Raw genomic sequence first — 18,642 nt, 5'->3', positions numbered from 1 at the left:
TCTTTCGTCGGCTGTCCGTTCGGTTGATTCAATCAAAACAGGGAAAAACGTCATGTTAGAAGCCGTGATTATTCGACACCCCGCCCTTCTTCGTTCGAAACGCCTGAAGGCGCGGACGGCAGAGACGCATGAACGGCTGGATCAGAGCATCATACGTGGAAATCCCTTCGCAAGCCGTGATCGCTACGGTCTTTTTGCGGCGATGCAATATCAGTTCCACCGCGATATCGACGCTCTCTATGACGATGAGGCACTTGATGCGCTTCTGCCTGATCTGAAAGGCCGGCGCCGCTTCGAGCAGATTGGCCAGGATCTGGACGATCTCGCGCTGCCGCATCCGGCGACGGATAGAGAACCGGCATTCACCGTCCGGCAGTCGGTCGATATTCCGACGGCCCTTGGCTGGCTCTATGTGGCGGAAGGCTCCAATCTTGGCGCCGCATTCCTGCTGAAAGAGGCGGAAAAGCTTGGACTTCATGAAAAGTTCGGCGCCCGTCATCTGGCCGTGCACCGGAAGGACGCGGACTGCATTGGCGGACCTTTACCGCAGCGCTGGACGAGATCGCACTGAGCGAAGCCGAAGAAGACCGGATGGTCGTGGGTGCGGAGACAGCATTCCGTCGTGTTCATGCACTTGTGCGGGATATGTTCGAATGAACGCTGTCGACCTATCGACCCGTAGCGGGGAATTCACACCTGGCGAAACAGCGCGTTATCCCGACGAAAGACAACGCGCAGGTTATCTAGCGCTCGGCTTTCTGCTCAGCGGGGCCGCGCTGGTTGGCTTGCAGGTCTGGTTGATGCCGTCTGCCTTGTTTGGCTTTTGCGCGCTGCTTTGTTTTATCCAGTTGTCATCGCGGGCCCTGCACTGGCTCGAGAGCAATCGTATTGCGCGTCGCACGCTTTCGCTCTGGCGAAGGCTCGGCGCGTTTCCGCGTCTTTTTCGGCTGTCGGTCCTCGCCTTGATCGTCATGCTCTGCATTGTTGCGCTGGCACTCGGCTCACGCCTCTTCTGGCATTTCGAAATGGCGATCAACGTACTGCTTTGCGCAGGCCTGCTGCTCTTCGTCGGACCGCAAAAACGGGTGGAAGCGTGCGTCTGAAGCACCAAAGGACATAAGTCAGTTCGACATGAAGCATATTGAAGACGACCGGAGTTTCGGCAGCAGCTTTTCGGAGCTTACCCTGTGGGCCGGTGCCGGGCTCATGGTTCTTTCTATTCATGTTGGCACCGCGCTGTGGCTCTTGCGTGATGCCGAGATGGTCGCTGCTGACGACATGCCGCCAGCGGCGATAATGATCGAGCTTGCGGAAATGCCGGAAGCGCAAGCGACGGAAGAAAACGAAGTCTCTCCCGATCAGGAAACAGCGGATGCCAGCGCGCCTGCGGAAAATGTGGAAGAGCCGATAGAGGAGCGGGAACAGCCGGAGGAATTGGCCGAACAGGAGCCGGAGCCGGTTGAGGACGAACAGGCGGAAGAACTGGTTCAACTGGACAAGATCGAGGTTCCACTACCAATTGCACGGCCAAAACCGCCCGAACCGGAAAAGAAAATTGTTCGGAAAGAGGAAGCGAAAAAGAAGCAGGTCAATCAGCGCCAGCAGGAGCAGGCCGCATCGCGGCAGGTAAATCAGGCGCAGGCGCAGGTGATCCAATCCACTCGCAACGCGGCACGCCAGTCGGCATCGGGCCTGTTTGCGTCTTCGATCAGTCCGGCCCGCTGGCAGTCGCGGCTTATGGCGCATCTAGAGCGGCGCAAGCGTTATCCCGCGGGCGCAAAGTCCCGTCGCGAGGAAGGCGTCGTCTATGTCCGCTTCCGTATCGACGAAACGGGTAAGGTCCTGTCGGCTTCGCTGGCACGTTCGTCGGGCTTTCCGGAACTCGACAGCGAAGTCCTGTCGCTGGTCCAGCGTGCCTCGCCGGTTCCCGCACCACCGCCCGATGTCAACAGGACGATCACGGCGCCGGTGAAGTTCTCGCGTCGCTGATCACACTTTTGGTGATATCACATTAAGTTTGCGAGGTTACGAGAGTCGTCTGGCACCATGCTCTTAGAGGATAGGTCGGTGGAGCGGGATCGGCCTTGGTGGCTTCTATAACTGGAATGACGACACATATTCAGTCTTCGGCGAAGGCTCCGTCAACACCAGCATTGTAAACTTCGCCGACAGCTATTCACACAAGACAACCGTCGGCTTCAAGACAAGCTGATAATCCCATCGACGATATCCCGGCTTCACGATCGGGTATCCCACTATCCAGCGAACCAGCAGGGGATTGCGTCAGACACAGGCTGATCAGTCACGGCCAAACCCGTGCAAGATTCGCAATTCGGCGGTAGGAGATGACACCGCTCGTAATCGCCGGCATCGCAACAACCGTAGTATTCCTTATCGTACCATGGCGGTCCTGCAATATAGCAGGATCGCTTTTATACGCCTTGTTCCCCGCAGCTATCTTTCTGCTCAGCGTCTATGTAGCCGCTCCATTTCTTCACAGCAAAAGCATAGAAATTGGCGCGCAGTGAGTGTTGTTGAATGGTGAGAAGCCGCCAGAACAATAAACTTTGCAAGTATCATTTTCCGGGATGAGTAATTGTTGAGGTGTCGATTTCCACCTCAAAATGGGTCGGTTTCGCATTTCGCGCTTATCCGCCGATGAAAAGAAATGACAGTACCTTCCAAAGATTGAACTGAACAACATGAAGCGACCAGATGGGTTATTCCGTTCTGTACATCAGAAGGTTTCAATATGAATTCATTTTTCCGACAGTTTCACAATGGGCTGTCGCGATATTGCGCGATTGCAGCATCTATTTGCCCATTTTGAACCCAATTATCATTGCCGGGCTTCACAAGGATGCCTATGCCCGGTCGCGAGTCTGAACAGTTTCGCGGCGGATAATAAATAGGAGGCATCGACTGTTAAATATTTTGCGTCCGGATTATTTTATGGACAGGCATTTACGACATTTATTACTGAGAATTGTCAGATCTAATCTTAATTCTATTTTGGATGGAAGTAACGTTCATTTTGAAAGCAAGGTCGCGTTCGACGATACGACCATGCTTTTTAGGTGACACGTCCAACTCGAACCAAGTGCCCGATGAACAAACCCACTCGTACCCAGCTGCTATTAACCGTAAGTGTGGCGGCAATCTGTGCCTTAGCAAGTTCTGCCCGTTCCCAGCAGATCAAAGCGGATGGAACGGTAGTTTTCGTTCCGGCGGATGTTGTCATTGATACGGGGACTACGGCAGCCGCTGCTGGCTCAGTGTTGTGGGCACTCAATAGTGGATATATTAATGCTGATGCGGGAGTAGAGCTAACAACAGGTGGTATTAACGCTCATGCAGTTTTAGCAATGTTAAACAGTACCATTCTGGTTTCTGCTGGAACTGTCACCACCAGGGGAAATGCTTACGGCGTTTATGCCACTTCAGGCGCGTCAATTACTGCGAGTAAGCTAGACTTCAATACCGGAGGAAGCAGTAATTGTTAACGAGGGCTCAACAGTTACTATTTCCGATAGTATTATCACATCCGTGGATGTGGGTGGGCTGTCTACCGGGATTGTCTCGGCGCGATGATCCCGTTGGGGTTGGTCGCGATCTGGATCGGTGGCGCTGGAATTTTGTCCGTGGGCGGTTATCTGGTGTTACTCGGAATAGGAAGCGGGGCCTTTGCGGTGGCGCGGGCCACGATGCCGCTTGTGTTCTTTGAGAAGGCCGACATCACTGCCGCGATGGCAGCCTTCGCATTACCGATGAACCTCATCAATACACGGGCTCCACCGATTCTCGCGGCGTTGCTCTCTAATATTGGAGCACAGGCAGTTTTCGCGATTCTAGGCGGGCTAAGCATGGCCGCTTTCGCAGTTTCATTGCAGTTGAACAGCATTAGAAGGCGACTAGAGATCGCCGAATGACCCCGCACGACTCAAGCTATTGTCCTATAATTACTATCTTTTTGCTGAGGGTCGCGAAACCGGGGGCGCTCGGCGCCACACCATAGGACTGGAACGGCGCAGGCTATCTTGCAAAAATTGCGTTCTTGCTCGAAAGAGCGTCGAAGATTTGCAGCGAGACTTTTGATGGGCGATTTCATGTGGCATCAATTTCAGCGAGATTATCCTCGGGCGGTGCAATGGTATCGCCGCCATGCGGTGAGCGAGCCGTGAGATCGCACGGAATCCGGGGGGGGGAAACTGGTTGTTTTATCGCTGACATCCTGACCATTATCGAAACGGTCAAATTGCATGGGTATAGTCCCGGAGCTCATCTCACAGATGTTGTGACGGGATCCAGAGCCATCAATAAAATCGACATGAGGAACTGATGCCGTGGCAGTGGACGCCGGTGAAAGTGCTGTGGGAGGCGGCATTATGGCACGCTCAAGGTTCATCTATGCGCTTAATGAAGTCTCCCTCATGATTGGCTAGAACCTCGAAATAATCGAAGGGTATTGCCAAGTTGTTGAACTTTGGTTGAACGCGGAGAGCGTTACGTGACGACAGAACGCTCTCCTGGTTTTGTCATTTCGGGAGGGTGTTCAAAGTTTCGACCCACGACGGTTATACACAAATTACGAATTGTTTATAACGCTTGCTCACAGACGGTCCCCATGGTATTAGTTGTACCCAAATTGCGAATTGGGTACAACGTCATGAAAGAGATCGACATCACTTTTAAAACTATGTTCTCGGAACTGGAACAGCGGTCTCTGGATGCGTCCTTTGCAACCGAATTTTCGACGGATGGCAACTTCGTGAAACAAACATCCAAAGAACGGGATTTCTGGTATTTTCAGATCAGAACGGATGGTGTTCCGCACCGAAAATACGTTGGCCCGACCTCGGACGAGGAAATCACGAAACGGGTTCAGGCGTTCAAAGAAATCAAGAACGACCTGAAATCACGTCGACAACTTGTGTCGACCTTGACCAGAACAGCTAGACTGCCGAGACCCGAAACTTTCACAGGTGACGTTGTGGAAGTACTGGGTAACGCGGGCTTCTTCCGGCTACGTGGCGTTCTGGTCGGTACGGTGGCCTTTCAATGCTATTCTGGTCTCCTGGGCGTCAAGCTGCCGATCATTGCAATGCAGACTGGTGATGCAGATTTTGCGCAATTCCATTGCATCTCTGCTGCCGTTGGCGACAGCATGCCGCCGATGCTCGGTCTGCTGAAGGAACTCGATGGCACGTTCCGGGAAACTCCCTATCAGAATGACGGCAGGTTCACGACCCAATATGAGAACGCGAAACGATACAAGGTGGAGTTTCTGACACCAAACAGGGGCAGCAACGAATTATCCGGCAATGCGTCACCAATGCCGGCCCTCGGTGGTGCCAGTGCTCAACCTTTGCGGTTTTTGGATTTTCTGATCCATGAACCCATCCGGACAGTGCTGCTTCACAAAAGTGGTGTACCTGTAACCATTCCTGCTCCCGAACGTTTTGCTGTGCATAAAATGATCGTCAGCACCCGCAGGCGGAACGATGCCTCAGGCTACTCGAAGCGTGATAAGGATCTCTTGCAAGCGAAAGCCCTTATCGAAGCCTTGATTCAGACACGTAGAGAAGGCGACTTGGCTATGGTGTTCTCGGAAGCATGGAACCGAGGGCCAGCCTGGAAAGAAGCGCTTACGATTGCCAGGGCGACTTTTGATGCTGACGCAAAGGAAAAGTTTTCCGAAGCCCTGCGAGAAGGACTGGATCAGATAGGTGAAAGCCCTGCTGGCTACGGTTTTGAAAAAAATGGCTTCAAACCTTGAAGACGCCAAAATCCCACGCGTGGGGTTCGTGGGATTTGAACGTGTTCTCAATTAGGGGCGGTAGACCGCTGATGCGAGTCGGCGATGCTATGAGCCGCATAGTTACACCACTTGCCCAGAGCCTGCGCATGGTCGCTCGCCAGCTGTCGGATTAGGTACGTGTTTGTAAACGAAAGCCAGCCGGATGTGTCGGTAATGCCATAGATTGCGGCGTTTTCGGTCAGATTACCGTCCGGGTCTTGGCTGCACTTGAACAAAGAGGGATTTATTTTTGTATTGGTTGGGGGGGCGCGATCAACTGAATCAACTCTACCAAACCGCTATTGGGCGAAAGTTCTTAGCGCATTGATGATACTGATAAATGACCGGCTTGTAAGCGATTGTGCGATCGTTGAGAGTGCGCGTGGCGTGCCCAGAATGCCGATACGGTGAGTCAAACCAATGGAACTCTGTTCGCAGAGCTTCCATGGCTCTGACAAATTTCCACCAGGCGTCCGATTCCGGTTTTCGCATTGCGAAGACGGAGTATCCTCGATCGATCTCGTCCAAAGCTTCCAATCTGATGCCATGCCGTTCAAGCTTGCCAGTGAGCGGGACGCGCATTTGCAGCCGCGCAGCGATATACTGACCGGCCGTAAAATGATGAGAGCCGCCTGAGTTCATTAGATAGAGACGTTCAGGTTGCCAATCGAACTGCAGAAGCGTTTCAGGAGCGTTGCTGTTGGTTTCCATGCGGAACTGACCCTATGGGGATGCGGACTAAAACTTGGATCACCAGGAGATAGTTCATGTCTTCCCATGCAGATAGAATTCGCGCCGTCGAGCTGTATATTCAGCTCGGCAAGCGGGTTAAGGCGACGAGCCGCCAATTGGGTTATCCGACAAGGAATGCGCTGAGAAACTGGTATCCGAATACCAGCAGCATCAAGACCTGCGTGTTGGTTGTGTTGCTCGCACACCGAAGTTTTCTAAGGTCCAGAAGCAGGCGGCGCTTGAACACTACCGCACTCACGATCGGTGTATCTCTGCGACGATGAGGGCGTTGGGGTAGCTGATCCCATAGCGGCAATACCAACACACCGCCCATAAAATCACGTCACCCTGAAAATGGCGCCACTTGAAATCGTTGATCAAAAGTCTCGCTGAAAATTGTCAGCACTCTTTCGGAAATCGGCAAAATTTTTACAACAGAACCCTGAAAGCGCAGCTGGTTGCGCTCGGTGAGAAAGGCGGTTCCGTTATGGACGTTTTGCCTCTCTGTTGAAGAGGCATACAGTGCTGCCAACGAACCGTTACCAGTGGCAGAATAAGAGCCATCTGCGTTAAACGAGCTTCACGGCTCAATTTTCGTTCGTGCTTCCGGCGCAATATTATGCTCTCTGTTGCGGTTTTGCTACCACAAATTGAGTTCCGGTGTGTTAGCTAGATCTAAACTTATCTGATTCTGGAGAATATTATGCTGCACCGGAAATGCGCCCTTCTTTCGACGTGTTCGGCGTTTGCGTTCACTGTTCTTCTTCCGGCCGCTATTTATCTGGTTCCATCGCAGGCTTTGGCCGCATGTACGACAACGGGCGGTTCAACGACTTGTACGTCGACCGCACCGGCAGTGTGGACAGCAACTGTGGGTACGGGGCGTTCGGATAACAATCGGTCTGTTGATGTGCAGTCAGGGGCAGGAATAAACACAAATAACGCTCCTGCCATCAGTATCGGAGATGGCAGTACGATCAATGTCCGTAATGGCGCAAGCGTCACAAACAACTCCACTCCATCCGGTTCGGGCCCATTCGGTACCGGTCCCAATACCATTGAATTCGGCAGCAACGGACGGCTAACAATCGAGCAAGGCGGCCAGGTTATTGCAAACGGCACCAATACGCGGGCCGAAGCCGTCAACGTGCATGGTTACGGCAACACTATCATCAATCGAGGCCTGATTCAGGGGCAAAGTAGTGCGGCGATCTGGTTCGAAGATCAGGTAACCGGCGCCAAGAATACGGTGGATAACTACGGAACTATCCAGAAACTCGGCGGTGGTAGCGTCATCGGAACCAACGGCGGTGCCGGTATCAACTTCATCAACCGTACTGGCGCTCAGGTCGTCGGCGACCTGAGCTTCGCAGGTGGCAACGATACGCTCACATTTGAACCAAACTCAGTCGTAACGGGTAACATTAACGGCGGCGGCGGCGTTAATGATCTGATTTTGCAAGGTATTTTGGGTTCCAGTGATACGCTTGCAGGTGCACTCAGAAACTTTACCACCCTGACGAAGAACGGTGATGGACTCTGGACGGTAAGTGGTAGCCTTACAGGGTTCACTACAGTTACAGTGAATGATGGAACGCTGGCCCTGACGGGTAACAATAAAGATTATACCGGCAACGTGATTGTTCGTCCGGATGGCGTTCTAGAAGCGCGTGCGCAAAGTCTGCCCGTTAAAACCGTAATAGCCAACAACGTCAATAACGTGCAGAACGACGGCCTCGTTCGCTTCACCCAACCGGACGACGGCACTTATATTGGCCAGATCGTGGGCTCTGGCGCGGTCGAGAAAACCGGCGCTGGGGTTCTGACCTTGACGCCTGCTGCCCCGGCTGGGAACACTTATTTTGGTGGTACAAGAATTAATGGAGGCACGATCGCTGTCTCGGCCGACAATGCCTTGGGCAATGCGAATGGCGGCCTCACTCTCGATAGTGGCACACTGCGTTTCGACACTTCGTTCGATCTCGCGAGCAGTCGTGCTATTGTTCTTAATGCCGGTGGCGGCACGTTCGATACGAATAACAACACGACCAATGTAACCCAGGCAATTACGGGTTCGGGCGGCCTTACCAAGGCCGGTGACGGTGTGCTCAACCTTGAGGGATCCAATGCCTTTGGTGGCGCGACTACGGTAACGGGCGGCGCACTTTATGTGAATGGCAATCAAAGCGCTGCCACGGGTGTGACAGATGTAGGAACTGGCGCAACAATTGGCGGTGCTGGCACGATCGGTGGCGATGTCACAATACAGAATGGCGGTACGCTTGCACCCGGCCGTGCAGGGGCCGTTCCCGGAGCGCTGACAATCAACGGAGATCTCGCACTTAGTGATGGCTCGGCGCTCGAATACAGTTTCGGACAGGCCAATGTAGTTGGGGGAGCACTCAACGACCTGACAACAGTTCATGGAAACCTAACCCTCGACGGCACGATCAACGTTGTTGCCACTCCGGGCGGATCGTTCGACCCCGGAGTTTACCGTGTCATCAGCTATGACGGCACCTTGAACGATAACGGTTTGGCGGTTGGAACAATCCCCGCGAGCGGCTACTACGTTCAGACGGCGGTCGCAAATCAGGTCAATCTGGTCAATACGAGCGGATTGAATTTGAACTATTGGGACGTGTGGCCGGCATCAAATGGTGCAATTGGCAACGGGGCGGTAAATGGTGGCACCGGTACATGGCAGAGTTCGGGGTCCGGTGGATCCAATATCAACTGGACCGAACCAACGGGAGCTATCAACGCACCATATCAGGACGATGCCTTCGCCATCTTTATGGCCACGGCCGGAACTGTAACTGTCGACAATAGCGTTGGTGCAGTTCGTGCGGCAGGCATGCAGTTTGCGAGCGACGGTTATGTCGTTACCGGAGATCAGATCACTTTAGTGGGGGCTCCCTCGTCGATTATCCGTGTGGGTGATGGTACGGCTGCAGGTGCCGGTTATACCGCGACGATTAACTCGGTACTTACCGGTAACACCCAACTGACCAAGACAGATCTCGGCACACTGGTTCTCCAGGGCAACAATAGCTATACAGGCGGTACGGCGATCAATGGCGGCGTGCTACAGATCGCGAGCAATGTTAATCTCGGTGGTGCAACGGGTGGCATGTCCTTTAATGGCGGCACACTGAGAACGACAACCGATTTCACGATTGATCGCGCTACGGTGCTTGAGTCCCGGGGTGGTACGATCGATACGTTTGGTGCGACGAGGCTCGATTATGACGGTGTGATAAGCGGCAATGGCGGACTAACGAAAATCGGCACTGGTACGCTTGTCCTGAATGGCGAGAATACTTACGCTGGCGGAACCGCGGTCAACGGTGGAACTGTTCAGATCAGTTCGGATGCAAACCTAGGGGCAGCTTCCGGGCCGCTTGGCATCAACGGAGGCACACTGCATTCGACCGGCAATATCGCGATGAATCGCGCGACGACCATAGGGGCTGGCAATGCGACAATCGAAACCGATGCGGGGACGATCCTCACCCAGCAGGGAAATATCGCCGGAACAGGCGCACTGACCAAAACCGGCGACGGTGCACTGGTCCTTACGAGTGCGGGAACCTACAGTGGCGGCACCACCATTTCATCAGGGCTGCTTCAGCTTGGCGATGGCGGGACATCGGGCTCAATTGTCGGCGACGTCAACAACAATGGTATTCTGGCATTCAACAGGTCTGACGCACTCGTGTTCGATGGCGTGATCTCCGGAACAGGTAATGTTAGGCAGATCGGATCCGGCGTCACCATTCTCAACAATCAGAGTGCCTACTCGGGCGCGACATCTGTCGAGGCGGGAACGCTCGCGGCGGGCGGAGTGAATTATTTCAGCTCCAACTCTGATTTCACTGTGGCCCAGACCGGTACTCTGGCACTCAATGATTTCAACCAGTCGCTCAAATCATTGAGCAATTCAGGAATTGTCGACCTTGGACCGGAAGCAGGGACCACGTTAATCGTGACCAGCGACTATACCGGAAATGGCGGGACCGTCCGGATCGGAACTGCGCTTGGCAACGACAGTTCCGCAACAGACAGACTGGTCGTCAATGGCAACACGAGTGGAACCGGCGTTCTGGCTGTCAAGAATGTCAATGGCAGCGGCGCCCAGACGAATGAGGGCATCAAGATTGTCGACATTGCTGGCGTGTCCAATGCAACATTTACGTTGCTGGGCGACTATGAGTTTCAGGGCGCACCAGCTGTAGTCGGTGGTGCTTATGCCTATCAACTCTACAAAAATGGCAAAACCAATCCGAACGATGGCGATTGGTATCTGCGCTCGACTATCAAGAACCCGATTGATGGCGGTGGAACAAATGGCGGCAATGATGGTGATGGCGGCGAGGAAATCCCGCTCTACCAGCCGGGTGTCCCTGGTTACGAAGCCTATCCACAGCTTCTGCTGGGCCTGAACGGCCTGCCCACGTTGCAACAGCGCGTCGGCAATCGCTACTGGAGCAATGCAGGCAATATCATGCTCGCAGAAGGCGCTGATCCGGTCGGCTCTCCCTATGCTCCAGCAGAAGAAGCTGGCAATCTGATTGAGGGTAACGGCGTGTGGGGGCGCATTGAAGGCGCTCACACAAAGGCCGATCCACGTTTTTCCACGTCTGGGACGGATTACAGTTTCAACACACTCAAACTGCAGGCTGGCCTCGAAGGCATGCTGGCTGAGACGGAAAACGGAAAGCTGATTGGCGGGATCACTATTCACTATACTCACGGTAAGGCCAAAACACGTTCGGTCTACGGGGACGGCGAAATTTCGACCGACGGTTACGGCTTTGGCGGTACGCTGACTTGGTATGGCGATAACGGCTTCTACCTTGATGGCCAGACTCAGGTTACCTGGTATGACAGCGATCTTATGTCTTATCTTGCCAATATGGGACTGGCAGACGGGAACAACGGTTTGGGTTATGCCTTCTCTGCGGAAAGCGGCAAGCGGGTAGTGATCGATCAGAACTGGTCGGTTACCCCACAGGCACAGTTGACCTACTCGAATGTCGATTTCGACAGCTTCAATGATGCCTTCGGTGCGCGGATCAGTCTTGATCGTGGTGAGAGTCTGCAGGGCCGCATCGGACTGGCTGTTGAACACCAGAACTCCTGGTACAATGCCAGCGGCCTCATCGACAGAACCTACCTCTATGGTATCGCGAACGTATATTACGAGTTCCTCGATGGAACCAAGGTCGATGTTTCAGGAACGAGTTTTGCCAGCAAGAACGAACGTCTTTGGGGTGGTATCGGTCTGGGTGGCAGCTATAACTGGAGCGGAGACAAATACTCGATCTATGGCGAGGGATCTGTCAATACCAGTCTCGAAAACTTCGCCGATAGCTATAGTTACAAAGGTACACTGGGCTTCCGAGTGCGGTTCTAGAATGTAGCCGCCAGTTTTACAGTCACCGGCAAACAGTTTGCCGGTGACTGTTTTTACGATATTTCCTTGCATGGCGCGCGGCCTGGCTTTTAATTGGCGGAAATATCCATCGGCTTGATAGCCAAAAAAGCGACCTGTCTTCCGAATTTGCTCAATCACCCCTCGACTGTTGGCGTGTTCCACAGTTCCAAGTCGTTATTGTCGGCCTCGCCAAAAGCCTTCCTTGAACGCGCCTGGTCATTCTTCAGGCTCGCATCTTGCGCCTCGTCGCTGCTATCCAACTCGAAGGCAGAAACAACGCTCAACGAGGTCAATCGTATTGCCTGAGCTATATGGGGCGCCGAGTTCCGGTGTTGTTGCAATTGCAACGCTGTGTTCCTTGTCCTGAGGCTGGTACTTGAATCCAAACTCATCATACTGAAGCAGAGCGCGTATGAAGAAAAACAAGGAGGCCCGCGTGAAGGGGAACAATGTATTTGCGATGCGACATATCTGGTTGCATGTATTTGTATTGGCGATCATCTGTATTTCAGAACTGGTTGGCATTCAGAAAATATCTATTGGGATAGGCGCCGTAATTTTCCTGCCGATGCTGTATGCGTTTACTCTTGGTTTCATTCTGAACCCGAGTATCTTGAAGGCGACGGGAAAAGTCCTGAAGTCCGATTCCGTCAAACTGTCAGGCACTATGATCACCATTGCTATTATGCCGTTTATTGCCAAGTTCGGCACGACGGTTGGTCCTCAAATCGAGAACATCATTGCTGCGGGACCTGCTTTGATTTTACAGGAAATCGGCAATCTGGGGACTATAGCCGTCGCTTTTCCTATCGCCGTATTCCTGCTGCGTATGGGACGAGAAACGATCGGGGCGACGTACTCCATCGATCGCGAGCCCAATCTCGCGCTTATTGCCGACAAGTACGGTCTGGATAGTCCGGAAGGCGCTGGAGTGATGGGGGTATACGCTACCGGAACGTTGATCGGCACGTTCGTTTTTGCCTTGATGCCGCCGCTAGTCAACGGTCTGGGAATTTTCGATTTTCGTGCGTTGGCCATGTCGTGCGGTGTTGGTTCGGGCAGTATGCTCGCGGCCTGCACTGGTGGACTGGTGAGTGTTTTGCCAGAAAAGAAAGATCTCATTCTAGCTCTTGCTGCTGCGAGCAACATCCTCACCTATGCAACGGGACTTTATGTAGGCCTCTTTGTGGCGTTGCCGCTCACGGAATGGCTTTATAAAAAGTGCCGCCCCGAAGAATATCGCAACGCGGCATAAGGGAGAGACGGATGACTTCCAAATCAATGAAGAATACAATCGATAACCTGACTTTATCCGTCGAGACAACTGACGAACGCAAGATCGATATTGTCGAAAATGCCTTGCTCCTGGTCATTGCATGCTTTCTGGGATTGGTTGCAAACTGGGTCGGAACAAATGTGACGCCGATCCAGGCGCTGCCCGGCATGCTCGTGCTTTATGCAGCGTCTATCGGTGGATTGATACTGGCCCGCTTTATGCCTTTCTATTTGCCGAGTGTAGCATGGGTTTCCCTCATCGCCATTATCATCACTATTCCGGGCGTTCCGGGCGCTGATTATGTTCTGGCGAATGTCGGGGAATTAAATTTCCTGGCGCTCGCAACACCGGCGCTGGCCTACGGAGGGCTGGCGTTGACGCGTAACGAATTCGAGATTGCCCGCCGCTCCGGATGGAAAATTGTCATCGTCGCTATTTGCGTAATGATCGGCACCTATCTTGGTTCGGTGGTAGTCGCTGATCTGGTATTGCGCATTACGGGTTAAACCGTCGCGTGGCAGGTTCGATGCCGGGCCTGCCACGAACGTGTAGGGGAAACGATACTATGCCTATTTTTCTCAGCGAAACAGATCTGGCAGAAGCGACGGCCTGGCGCCATGATCTCCATCGACATCCCGAAACTGCGTTTGAGGAAAACTGGACCTCTGCCTTCATAGCCGAAAAACTTCAGCTCTGGGGATTTAGCGTTCGCTCCGGTTTTGCTGGTACGGGGGTGATTGGTAGCTTGACGCGAGGGACATCGAAACGCGCAATCGGTATCCGCGCCGACATGGATGCCTTGCCAATCGTCGAAAAGAGCGGTGTCGATTATGAGTCGGAGACTTTCGGCAAAATGCATGCCTGCGGTCATGACGGGCATGTAACCATGGCTCTTGCTGCAGCAAAAGCTGTCAGCAAACTTGATTTTGATGGAACTGTGCACTTCATTTTTCAACCGGCGGAAGAGAACGAAGGTGGCGGTCGCGAAATGGTGCGCGAAGGGCTGTTTAAGGACTTTCCGGTTGATGCGGTTTACGGTCTTCACAATTGGCCAGCACTGGATGTTGGCACCTGTGTTGCCCGCGATGATGCGATGATGGCAGCCTTCGGTACGTTCGAGATCGAGTTGATCGGCAAGGGAGCGCACGGAGCGATGCCACATGAAGGCGCCGACCCGGTGGTCGCCGCCGCGCAACTGGTCACGGCATTGCAAACCATTGTCAGCCGGAATGTTTCGCCACTGGAATCTGCGGTTGTTTCGGTAACGCAGATGCATGGCGGTGATGCTTGGAACGTGATTCCGGAAAGTATGATCGTCCGTGGAACCACTCGCTGGTTCTTACCTGACGTCGGGGAGACGATTGCTCGCCGGATACAGGCGATTTCCACTTCAATTGCCGAAGGCTTTGGCTGCACGGCACGTGTTGCTTATGAAGAACGTTATCCATCGACGATCAATACAGCTGACAATGCCCGCAAAATCCGGAACCTGGCTGCTTCGCCCGATCTTGGTCTCAAGGTTCTTGACGAAGCCCCAAGCATGGCGGCGGAAGACTTTGCATTTATGCTGGAGGAGAAGCCGGGTTGCTATTTCTGGCTTGGTAGTCGTCGCGACGATACCAATCCGGGCTTGCATTCGCCCTATTACGATTTCAATGACGCCCTGCTGTCAATAGGCGCCAATTTCTGGATCAAACTGGTTACAAGTGAACTGGCGGCCAGCTGATTGCTGTCTGGCCCTGTTTCTATACTCTATTCAACATAGAAACCAACGAAGCAAAATGATGCCATGGAAACGCTTGATGCAAAAGAATTGCGGATGTTCATGGCGGTGGTCCGGATCGGATCAATCAGAGGTGCAGCCGAACATGTGAACGTTGCACCTTCCGTCGTGAGCCGTCAGATCGCCGAAACCGAGCGCAAGATTGGCTTGTCTCTGTTTGAACGAAATGCGCGCGGCATGGCGTTGACTGAAGCGGGCGAGTTGGTTCTGGAGCATACTAGACGTGTTTTGGAAGAGCATAGCCTGCTTACCGAACAACTCGGGTTTCTCAGGGGCGTGCAACAACGGCGTGTCCGCATTCTTTGCGGGGAGGGATTTCTCGCCGATATCTTGCAATATGGACTTGGTTCATTCGTCAAAATCTATCCTGATGTGCAGTACGACATGCAGCTCGGCGGCACGGAAAGCGTTCTGGACGGGATTGCCAACGGGGATGCAGATATCGGAATTGCGTACAACCCGCTGGTCGATGCGAGGGTTCGCTCGCTTGCAATCTCGAAACAGCCGCTCTGTCTGGTCGCACCGCCAGAGCACCCTCTATTGGCCAAAGACAGGTTGGAACTGGCTGACTGCTCGGGTCTGCCCAATGCGTTATTAGGACCTGGCCATGGCATTACCCGGTTGGTCACCCGTGTTGCCGCCGATCGCGGTTTTGCAATCTCTCCCGTTGTTGAAACGACATCGATAGATGTTTTGAGACGGTTCGTAGTTGCCGGGCTTGGCATTACTTTTTTGCCGCGCTTTGCCGTCTCTACCGAATTGGAACGCGGAGCCGTAGCGATACGCGAATTGTCAGATCCGCTACTGGCCGAGGCTAGTGCACACCTGATGGTGCGGGCCCGGCGCCGTTTACCGCTTTCAGTCGAGCGACTGAGCGGGTTTCTCTCCAACAACATGGCAGCGTTTCGATAGATCCTTCAACGGACTGTTGCGTCGGATGAGACGCAGCGTTGCCTGTAAACCGGCTATGCCTCTGCCCCCTTTGGTGCGAGCCTTTCACCATTAATGATGCGACCAGTCTGAGGGTTGGTCGATGAACAATGGAGACATGGAATGGCGCAACCTGAAAAGCCGGTAATCGGTGTTGTTGGTCTTGGCAGTATGGGGCTCGGCATGGCTCAGACCCTTGTGGCAAAAGGGTTCGTTACGCTGGGGTTCGATCTATCAGCTGAGCGCAAGACACTTGCCCGAGCAGCAAAAGTGATGCCTGCAGACACACTCGAGATGCTTTTCGAAGAATCTGAGTTTCTGGTTTTCTCTCTTCCGACGGCTCGGGATGTCGAGAATGTGGTCAACGCGCATATCCATCAGTTGACGGGCGGGCGCAGACGCGTAGTCATTATCGACACGTCGACCTCCGAGCCAGATGTCAGCCGCGCGCTGGCGCAGAGGCTTGCTTCACTCGGACATGGCTTTCTTGATGCTCCTGTGAGCGGAGGCCCGGCCGGAGCCGCATCCGGCAAACTGACGATGATGATCGGGGGCAGCGATACTGATCTGGCGCTGGCGCAATCGGTTATCGAGGCAATGGCTGCCAAGGCCCTGCATGTGGGGCCTAGCGGAGCAGGTAATGTTGCAAAACTTGTCAACAACCTGCTGGCTGCGGCTCATATGGTGGCAACCAGCGAAGGCCTGAAACTTGCACTTGCCGCTGGAATAAGCCCTGAATCGGCCCTCCGTGTTCTGAACGCCGCTTCCGGTAAATCCATGATCAGCGAAGTTCACTTTCCAACCTGGATAATGAACGACCGTTTCGACAGCGGCTTTTCGATGGGGTTAATGCGCAAGGATGTACGGCTGGCACAAGAGATGGCTGAACGCGCAGGCGTGGACAATCCGCTGACATCGGTTGTGGCAAAACTCTGGGCTGGTTCGGAGCATCTCAAGGACAGTGATGACTTCACCCGAATGGGCGCTTTTCAGCCTAATTCATCAAGGTAAGGACCAGAATTATGACGCGACTACATGATCCCAAAGAACAAGCCGCACGTATTGCTCAAATTTTCGAGAGGTTCTTTCCGAAGAGTGAGATTGGCAGTTTTGTGAACGGTGAGATAGTTGCCGGAAGTGGCAACGAGCAAAATCTGACGGACCCGGCGACCGGTATAGTTTTTGCCTCATTCAAGGATGCAGACCAGTCGATTATCGATGCGGCGATGGACAGTGCGGCTCGTGCTCAAAGGGAATGGATGGCACTGACGGCATCAGCCCGCGGTCGCGTAATGAACCAAATCGCCCGCTGTATCCGCGAACATGCACCGTTGATCGCCGAAATCGAGAGCCGTTCCGCCGGTCGCCCCATCCGCGACATTCGCGGCGAGGCGGTCCGTGTGGCAGAGATGTTTGAATATTATGCCGGCTGGTGCGACAAGCTCTATGGTGATGTTATTCCAGTACCAAGCAGCCATCTCAACTATACCCGGCATGAACCAATTGGTGTGGTCACGCAGATTACGCCGTGGAATGCCCCCCTTTTTACTGGTGGATGGCAGATCGCACCCGCAATCTGTGCCGGAAATGGCGTTGTCATCAAACCTTCCGAGCTAACCCCACTTTCCACACTCATCCTGGGGCTGATGTGCGAGCAGGGTGGTGCTCCGCGCGGATTGGTAAACGTGATTGCAGGCCAAGGTCCAACTGCCGGACAGGCAGCCGTATCCCATCCACGTACGGGTTTGGTGGTTTTTGTCGGGTCAGCACAGGCCGGATCAGCGATTGCGTCGACTGCTGCAAAAAATGTGGTTCCGTGTATTTTGGAACTGGGCGGAAAATCCGGCAATATTGTTTTCCCCGATGCCAATCTGGATCGCGCGATTGTTGGTGCGCAGTCGGCTATCTTCAGCGGAGCGGGGCAAAGCTGCGTTTCCGGGTCACGCTTGCTAGTTCACCGGTCCATCCACAAGGCGTTTGTGGAGCGCTACGTTGATGCTGCCAATCGTATTGTTGTCGGAGACCCGTTTAACAATAACTCGCATGTCGGTCCGATCAACAACGCGCGTCAATGGATGAAGATTGATCAGATGGTTCGGGATGGTGTGGCCGAAGGTGCGATACTTGTGGCAGGTGGAAAGAAACCTGACGCACTGGAGGAAACCGGGGGCTACTACTATGCGCCGACAATCCTTGATCGAGTTGAACCGGCAATGACGATTGCCAGGGAAGAGGTGTTCGGTCCGGTTGTCTCTGTCATGCCTTTTGACGACGAGGCGGAAGCAATTGCGCTCGCCAACGACAATCCCTACGGTCTCGCAGGTGCCGTTTGGACCGAGAATGTCGCGCGGGCTCATCGTGTTGCAGCCAGCGTGCGGGCCGGAACCTTCTGGATCAATGGTTATAAAACAATCTCGGTCATGTCGCCGTTTGGCGGTTTCGGCCGCAGCGGTTACGGTCGCTCGAGCGGCAAGGATGCGCTGATGGCTTATACGCAAGCAAAGAGTATCTGGGTGGAGACAGCCGAAAACCCAACGGTAACGTTCGGTTACTCGCCAGAAGCATAACTGGAGGAATGGCAGCAAGGTGTTGCAATCATGGACCGATTACAAATCTTGCTGCCGCCTCTTCCGAGCGAAGCCGGTCTCAAGGAGGCGGATCGGAACTCCTGGGACCCGGGCTTG

Annotated in this window: 14 protein-coding genes and 3 pseudogenes; 14 read left to right on the top strand and 3 right to left on the bottom strand. The window is 53.8% G+C overall.

The features are described from left to right. Positions 1-52 precede the first annotated feature (52 nt). The 6 genes and pseudogenes from LJ361_RS10615 to LJ361_RS10585 all read left to right on the top strand — a co-directional run bounded on the left by LJ361_RS10615 (position 53) and on the right by LJ361_RS10585 (position 5,776). Positions 53-657: pseudogene (locus LJ361_RS10615) on the top strand (biliverdin-producing heme oxygenase). Beyond that, positions 654-1,103 carry a DUF454 family protein gene (locus LJ361_RS10610; RefSeq protein ID WP_264813482.1) on the top strand — a complete coding sequence of 150 codons (450 nt, stop codon included), beginning with the start codon at positions 654-656 and terminating at the stop codon, positions 1,101-1,103. The pseudogene LJ361_RS10615 and the gene LJ361_RS10610 overlap by 4 nt, the downstream one beginning before the upstream one ends. 28 nt (positions 1,104-1,131) lie before the next feature. Next, positions 1,132-1,989, top strand: coding sequence for a TonB family protein (locus tag LJ361_RS10605; protein ID WP_264813481.1), 858 nt, complete (start codon positions 1,132-1,134; stop codon positions 1,987-1,989). 1,118 nt (positions 1,990-3,107) lie between these two features. After that, on the top strand, positions 3,108-3,503 hold the full coding sequence (locus LJ361_RS10600) for a hypothetical protein (RefSeq protein WP_151665466.1): 396 nt from the start codon (positions 3,108-3,110) through the stop codon (positions 3,501-3,503). A 138-nt stretch (positions 3,504-3,641) separates the two neighbouring features. Beyond that, complete coding sequence (locus LJ361_RS10595; protein WP_264813480.1) at positions 3,642-3,929, top strand: hypothetical protein; 288 nt, start codon at positions 3,642-3,644, stop codon at positions 3,927-3,929. A 737-nt stretch (positions 3,930-4,666) separates the two neighbouring features. Then, positions 4,667-5,776, top strand: a complete 1,110-nt coding sequence (locus LJ361_RS10585) for a GSU2403 family nucleotidyltransferase fold protein (RefSeq protein WP_036563812.1) — start codon at positions 4,667-4,669, stop codon at positions 5,774-5,776. A 309-nt stretch (positions 5,777-6,085) separates the two neighbouring features. Here the strand turns inward: LJ361_RS10585 and LJ361_RS10580 are convergent, their stop codons facing one another. After that, positions 6,086-6,508, bottom strand: a complete 423-nt coding sequence (locus LJ361_RS10580; RefSeq protein WP_010660416.1) for a DUF6685 family protein — start codon at positions 6,506-6,508, stop codon at positions 6,086-6,088. Between the two features lie 56 nt (positions 6,509-6,564). Here LJ361_RS10580 and LJ361_RS10575 point away from each other — a divergent pair. Next, positions 6,565-6,824, top strand: a pseudogene (locus LJ361_RS10575) (IS3 family transposase); the annotation flags it as partial. Here LJ361_RS10575 and LJ361_RS10570 read toward each other — a convergent pair. Continuing rightward, positions 6,824-6,907, bottom strand: a pseudogene (locus tag LJ361_RS10570) (IS6 family transposase); the annotation flags it as partial. The pseudogenes LJ361_RS10575 and LJ361_RS10570 sit on opposite strands and share 1 nt — an antisense overlap. A gap of 493 nt (positions 6,908-7,400) precedes the next feature. Between LJ361_RS10570 and LJ361_RS10565 the strand changes: the two are divergent. Continuing rightward, on the top strand, positions 7,401-11,948 hold the full coding sequence (locus tag LJ361_RS10565; RefSeq protein WP_264813478.1) for an autotransporter outer membrane beta-barrel domain-containing protein: 4,548 nt from the start codon (positions 7,401-7,403) through the stop codon (positions 11,946-11,948). Between the two features lie 155 nt (positions 11,949-12,103). On the opposite strand, the gene LJ361_RS10560 is transcribed toward LJ361_RS10565, so the two are convergent. Further along, positions 12,104-12,262 (bottom strand): hypothetical protein, encoded by a 159-nt coding sequence (locus LJ361_RS10560; protein WP_264813477.1) that lies wholly within the window; start codon positions 12,260-12,262, stop codon positions 12,104-12,106. Between the two features lie 119 nt (positions 12,263-12,381). Here LJ361_RS10560 and LJ361_RS10555 point away from each other — a divergent pair, with 119 nt between their 5' ends. The 6 genes from LJ361_RS10555 to LJ361_RS10530 all read left to right on the top strand — a co-directional run bounded on the left by LJ361_RS10555 (position 12,382) and on the right by LJ361_RS10530 (position 18,525). Further along, the gene (locus tag LJ361_RS10555; protein WP_264813476.1) at positions 12,382-13,224 is read left to right on the top strand and encodes a DUF3100 domain-containing protein; all 843 of its coding nucleotides are present in this window, start codon (positions 12,382-12,384) and stop codon (positions 13,222-13,224) included. Between the two features lie 11 nt (positions 13,225-13,235). Continuing rightward, the gene (locus LJ361_RS10550) at positions 13,236-13,751 is read left to right on the top strand and encodes a hypothetical protein (protein ID WP_264813473.1); all 516 of its coding nucleotides are present in this window, start codon (positions 13,236-13,238) and stop codon (positions 13,749-13,751) included. A 59-nt stretch (positions 13,752-13,810) separates the two neighbouring features. After that, entirely contained in the window at positions 13,811-14,971 is a 1,161-nt protein-coding gene (locus LJ361_RS10545; protein ID WP_264813472.1) for a M20 aminoacylase family protein, read from the top strand. 63 nt (positions 14,972-15,034) lie between these two features. Next, positions 15,035-15,940: a LysR family transcriptional regulator gene (locus LJ361_RS10540; protein WP_264813471.1), complete on the top strand. Its 906-nt coding sequence runs from the start codon at positions 15,035-15,037 to the stop codon at positions 15,938-15,940. Between the two features lie 141 nt (positions 15,941-16,081). Beyond that, positions 16,082-16,969 carry an NAD(P)-dependent oxidoreductase gene (locus LJ361_RS10535; RefSeq protein ID WP_264813470.1) on the top strand — a complete coding sequence of 296 codons (888 nt, stop codon included), beginning with the start codon at positions 16,082-16,084 and terminating at the stop codon, positions 16,967-16,969. Positions 16,970-16,980: 11 nt separating this feature from the next. Beyond that, the gene (locus tag LJ361_RS10530; protein ID WP_264813469.1) at positions 16,981-18,525 is read left to right on the top strand and encodes an aldehyde dehydrogenase family protein; all 1,545 of its coding nucleotides are present in this window, start codon (positions 16,981-16,983) and stop codon (positions 18,523-18,525) included. Positions 18,526-18,642: the final 117 nt, after the last annotated feature.

Source organism: Brucella sp. JSBI001 (assembly GCF_026014005.1).
GTDB lineage: Bacteria > Pseudomonadota > Alphaproteobacteria > Rhizobiales > Rhizobiaceae > Brucella > Brucella anthropi.
Note: the sequence above shows the minus strand (reverse complement) of the source record. Positions and strands in the feature narration are given on the sequence as shown.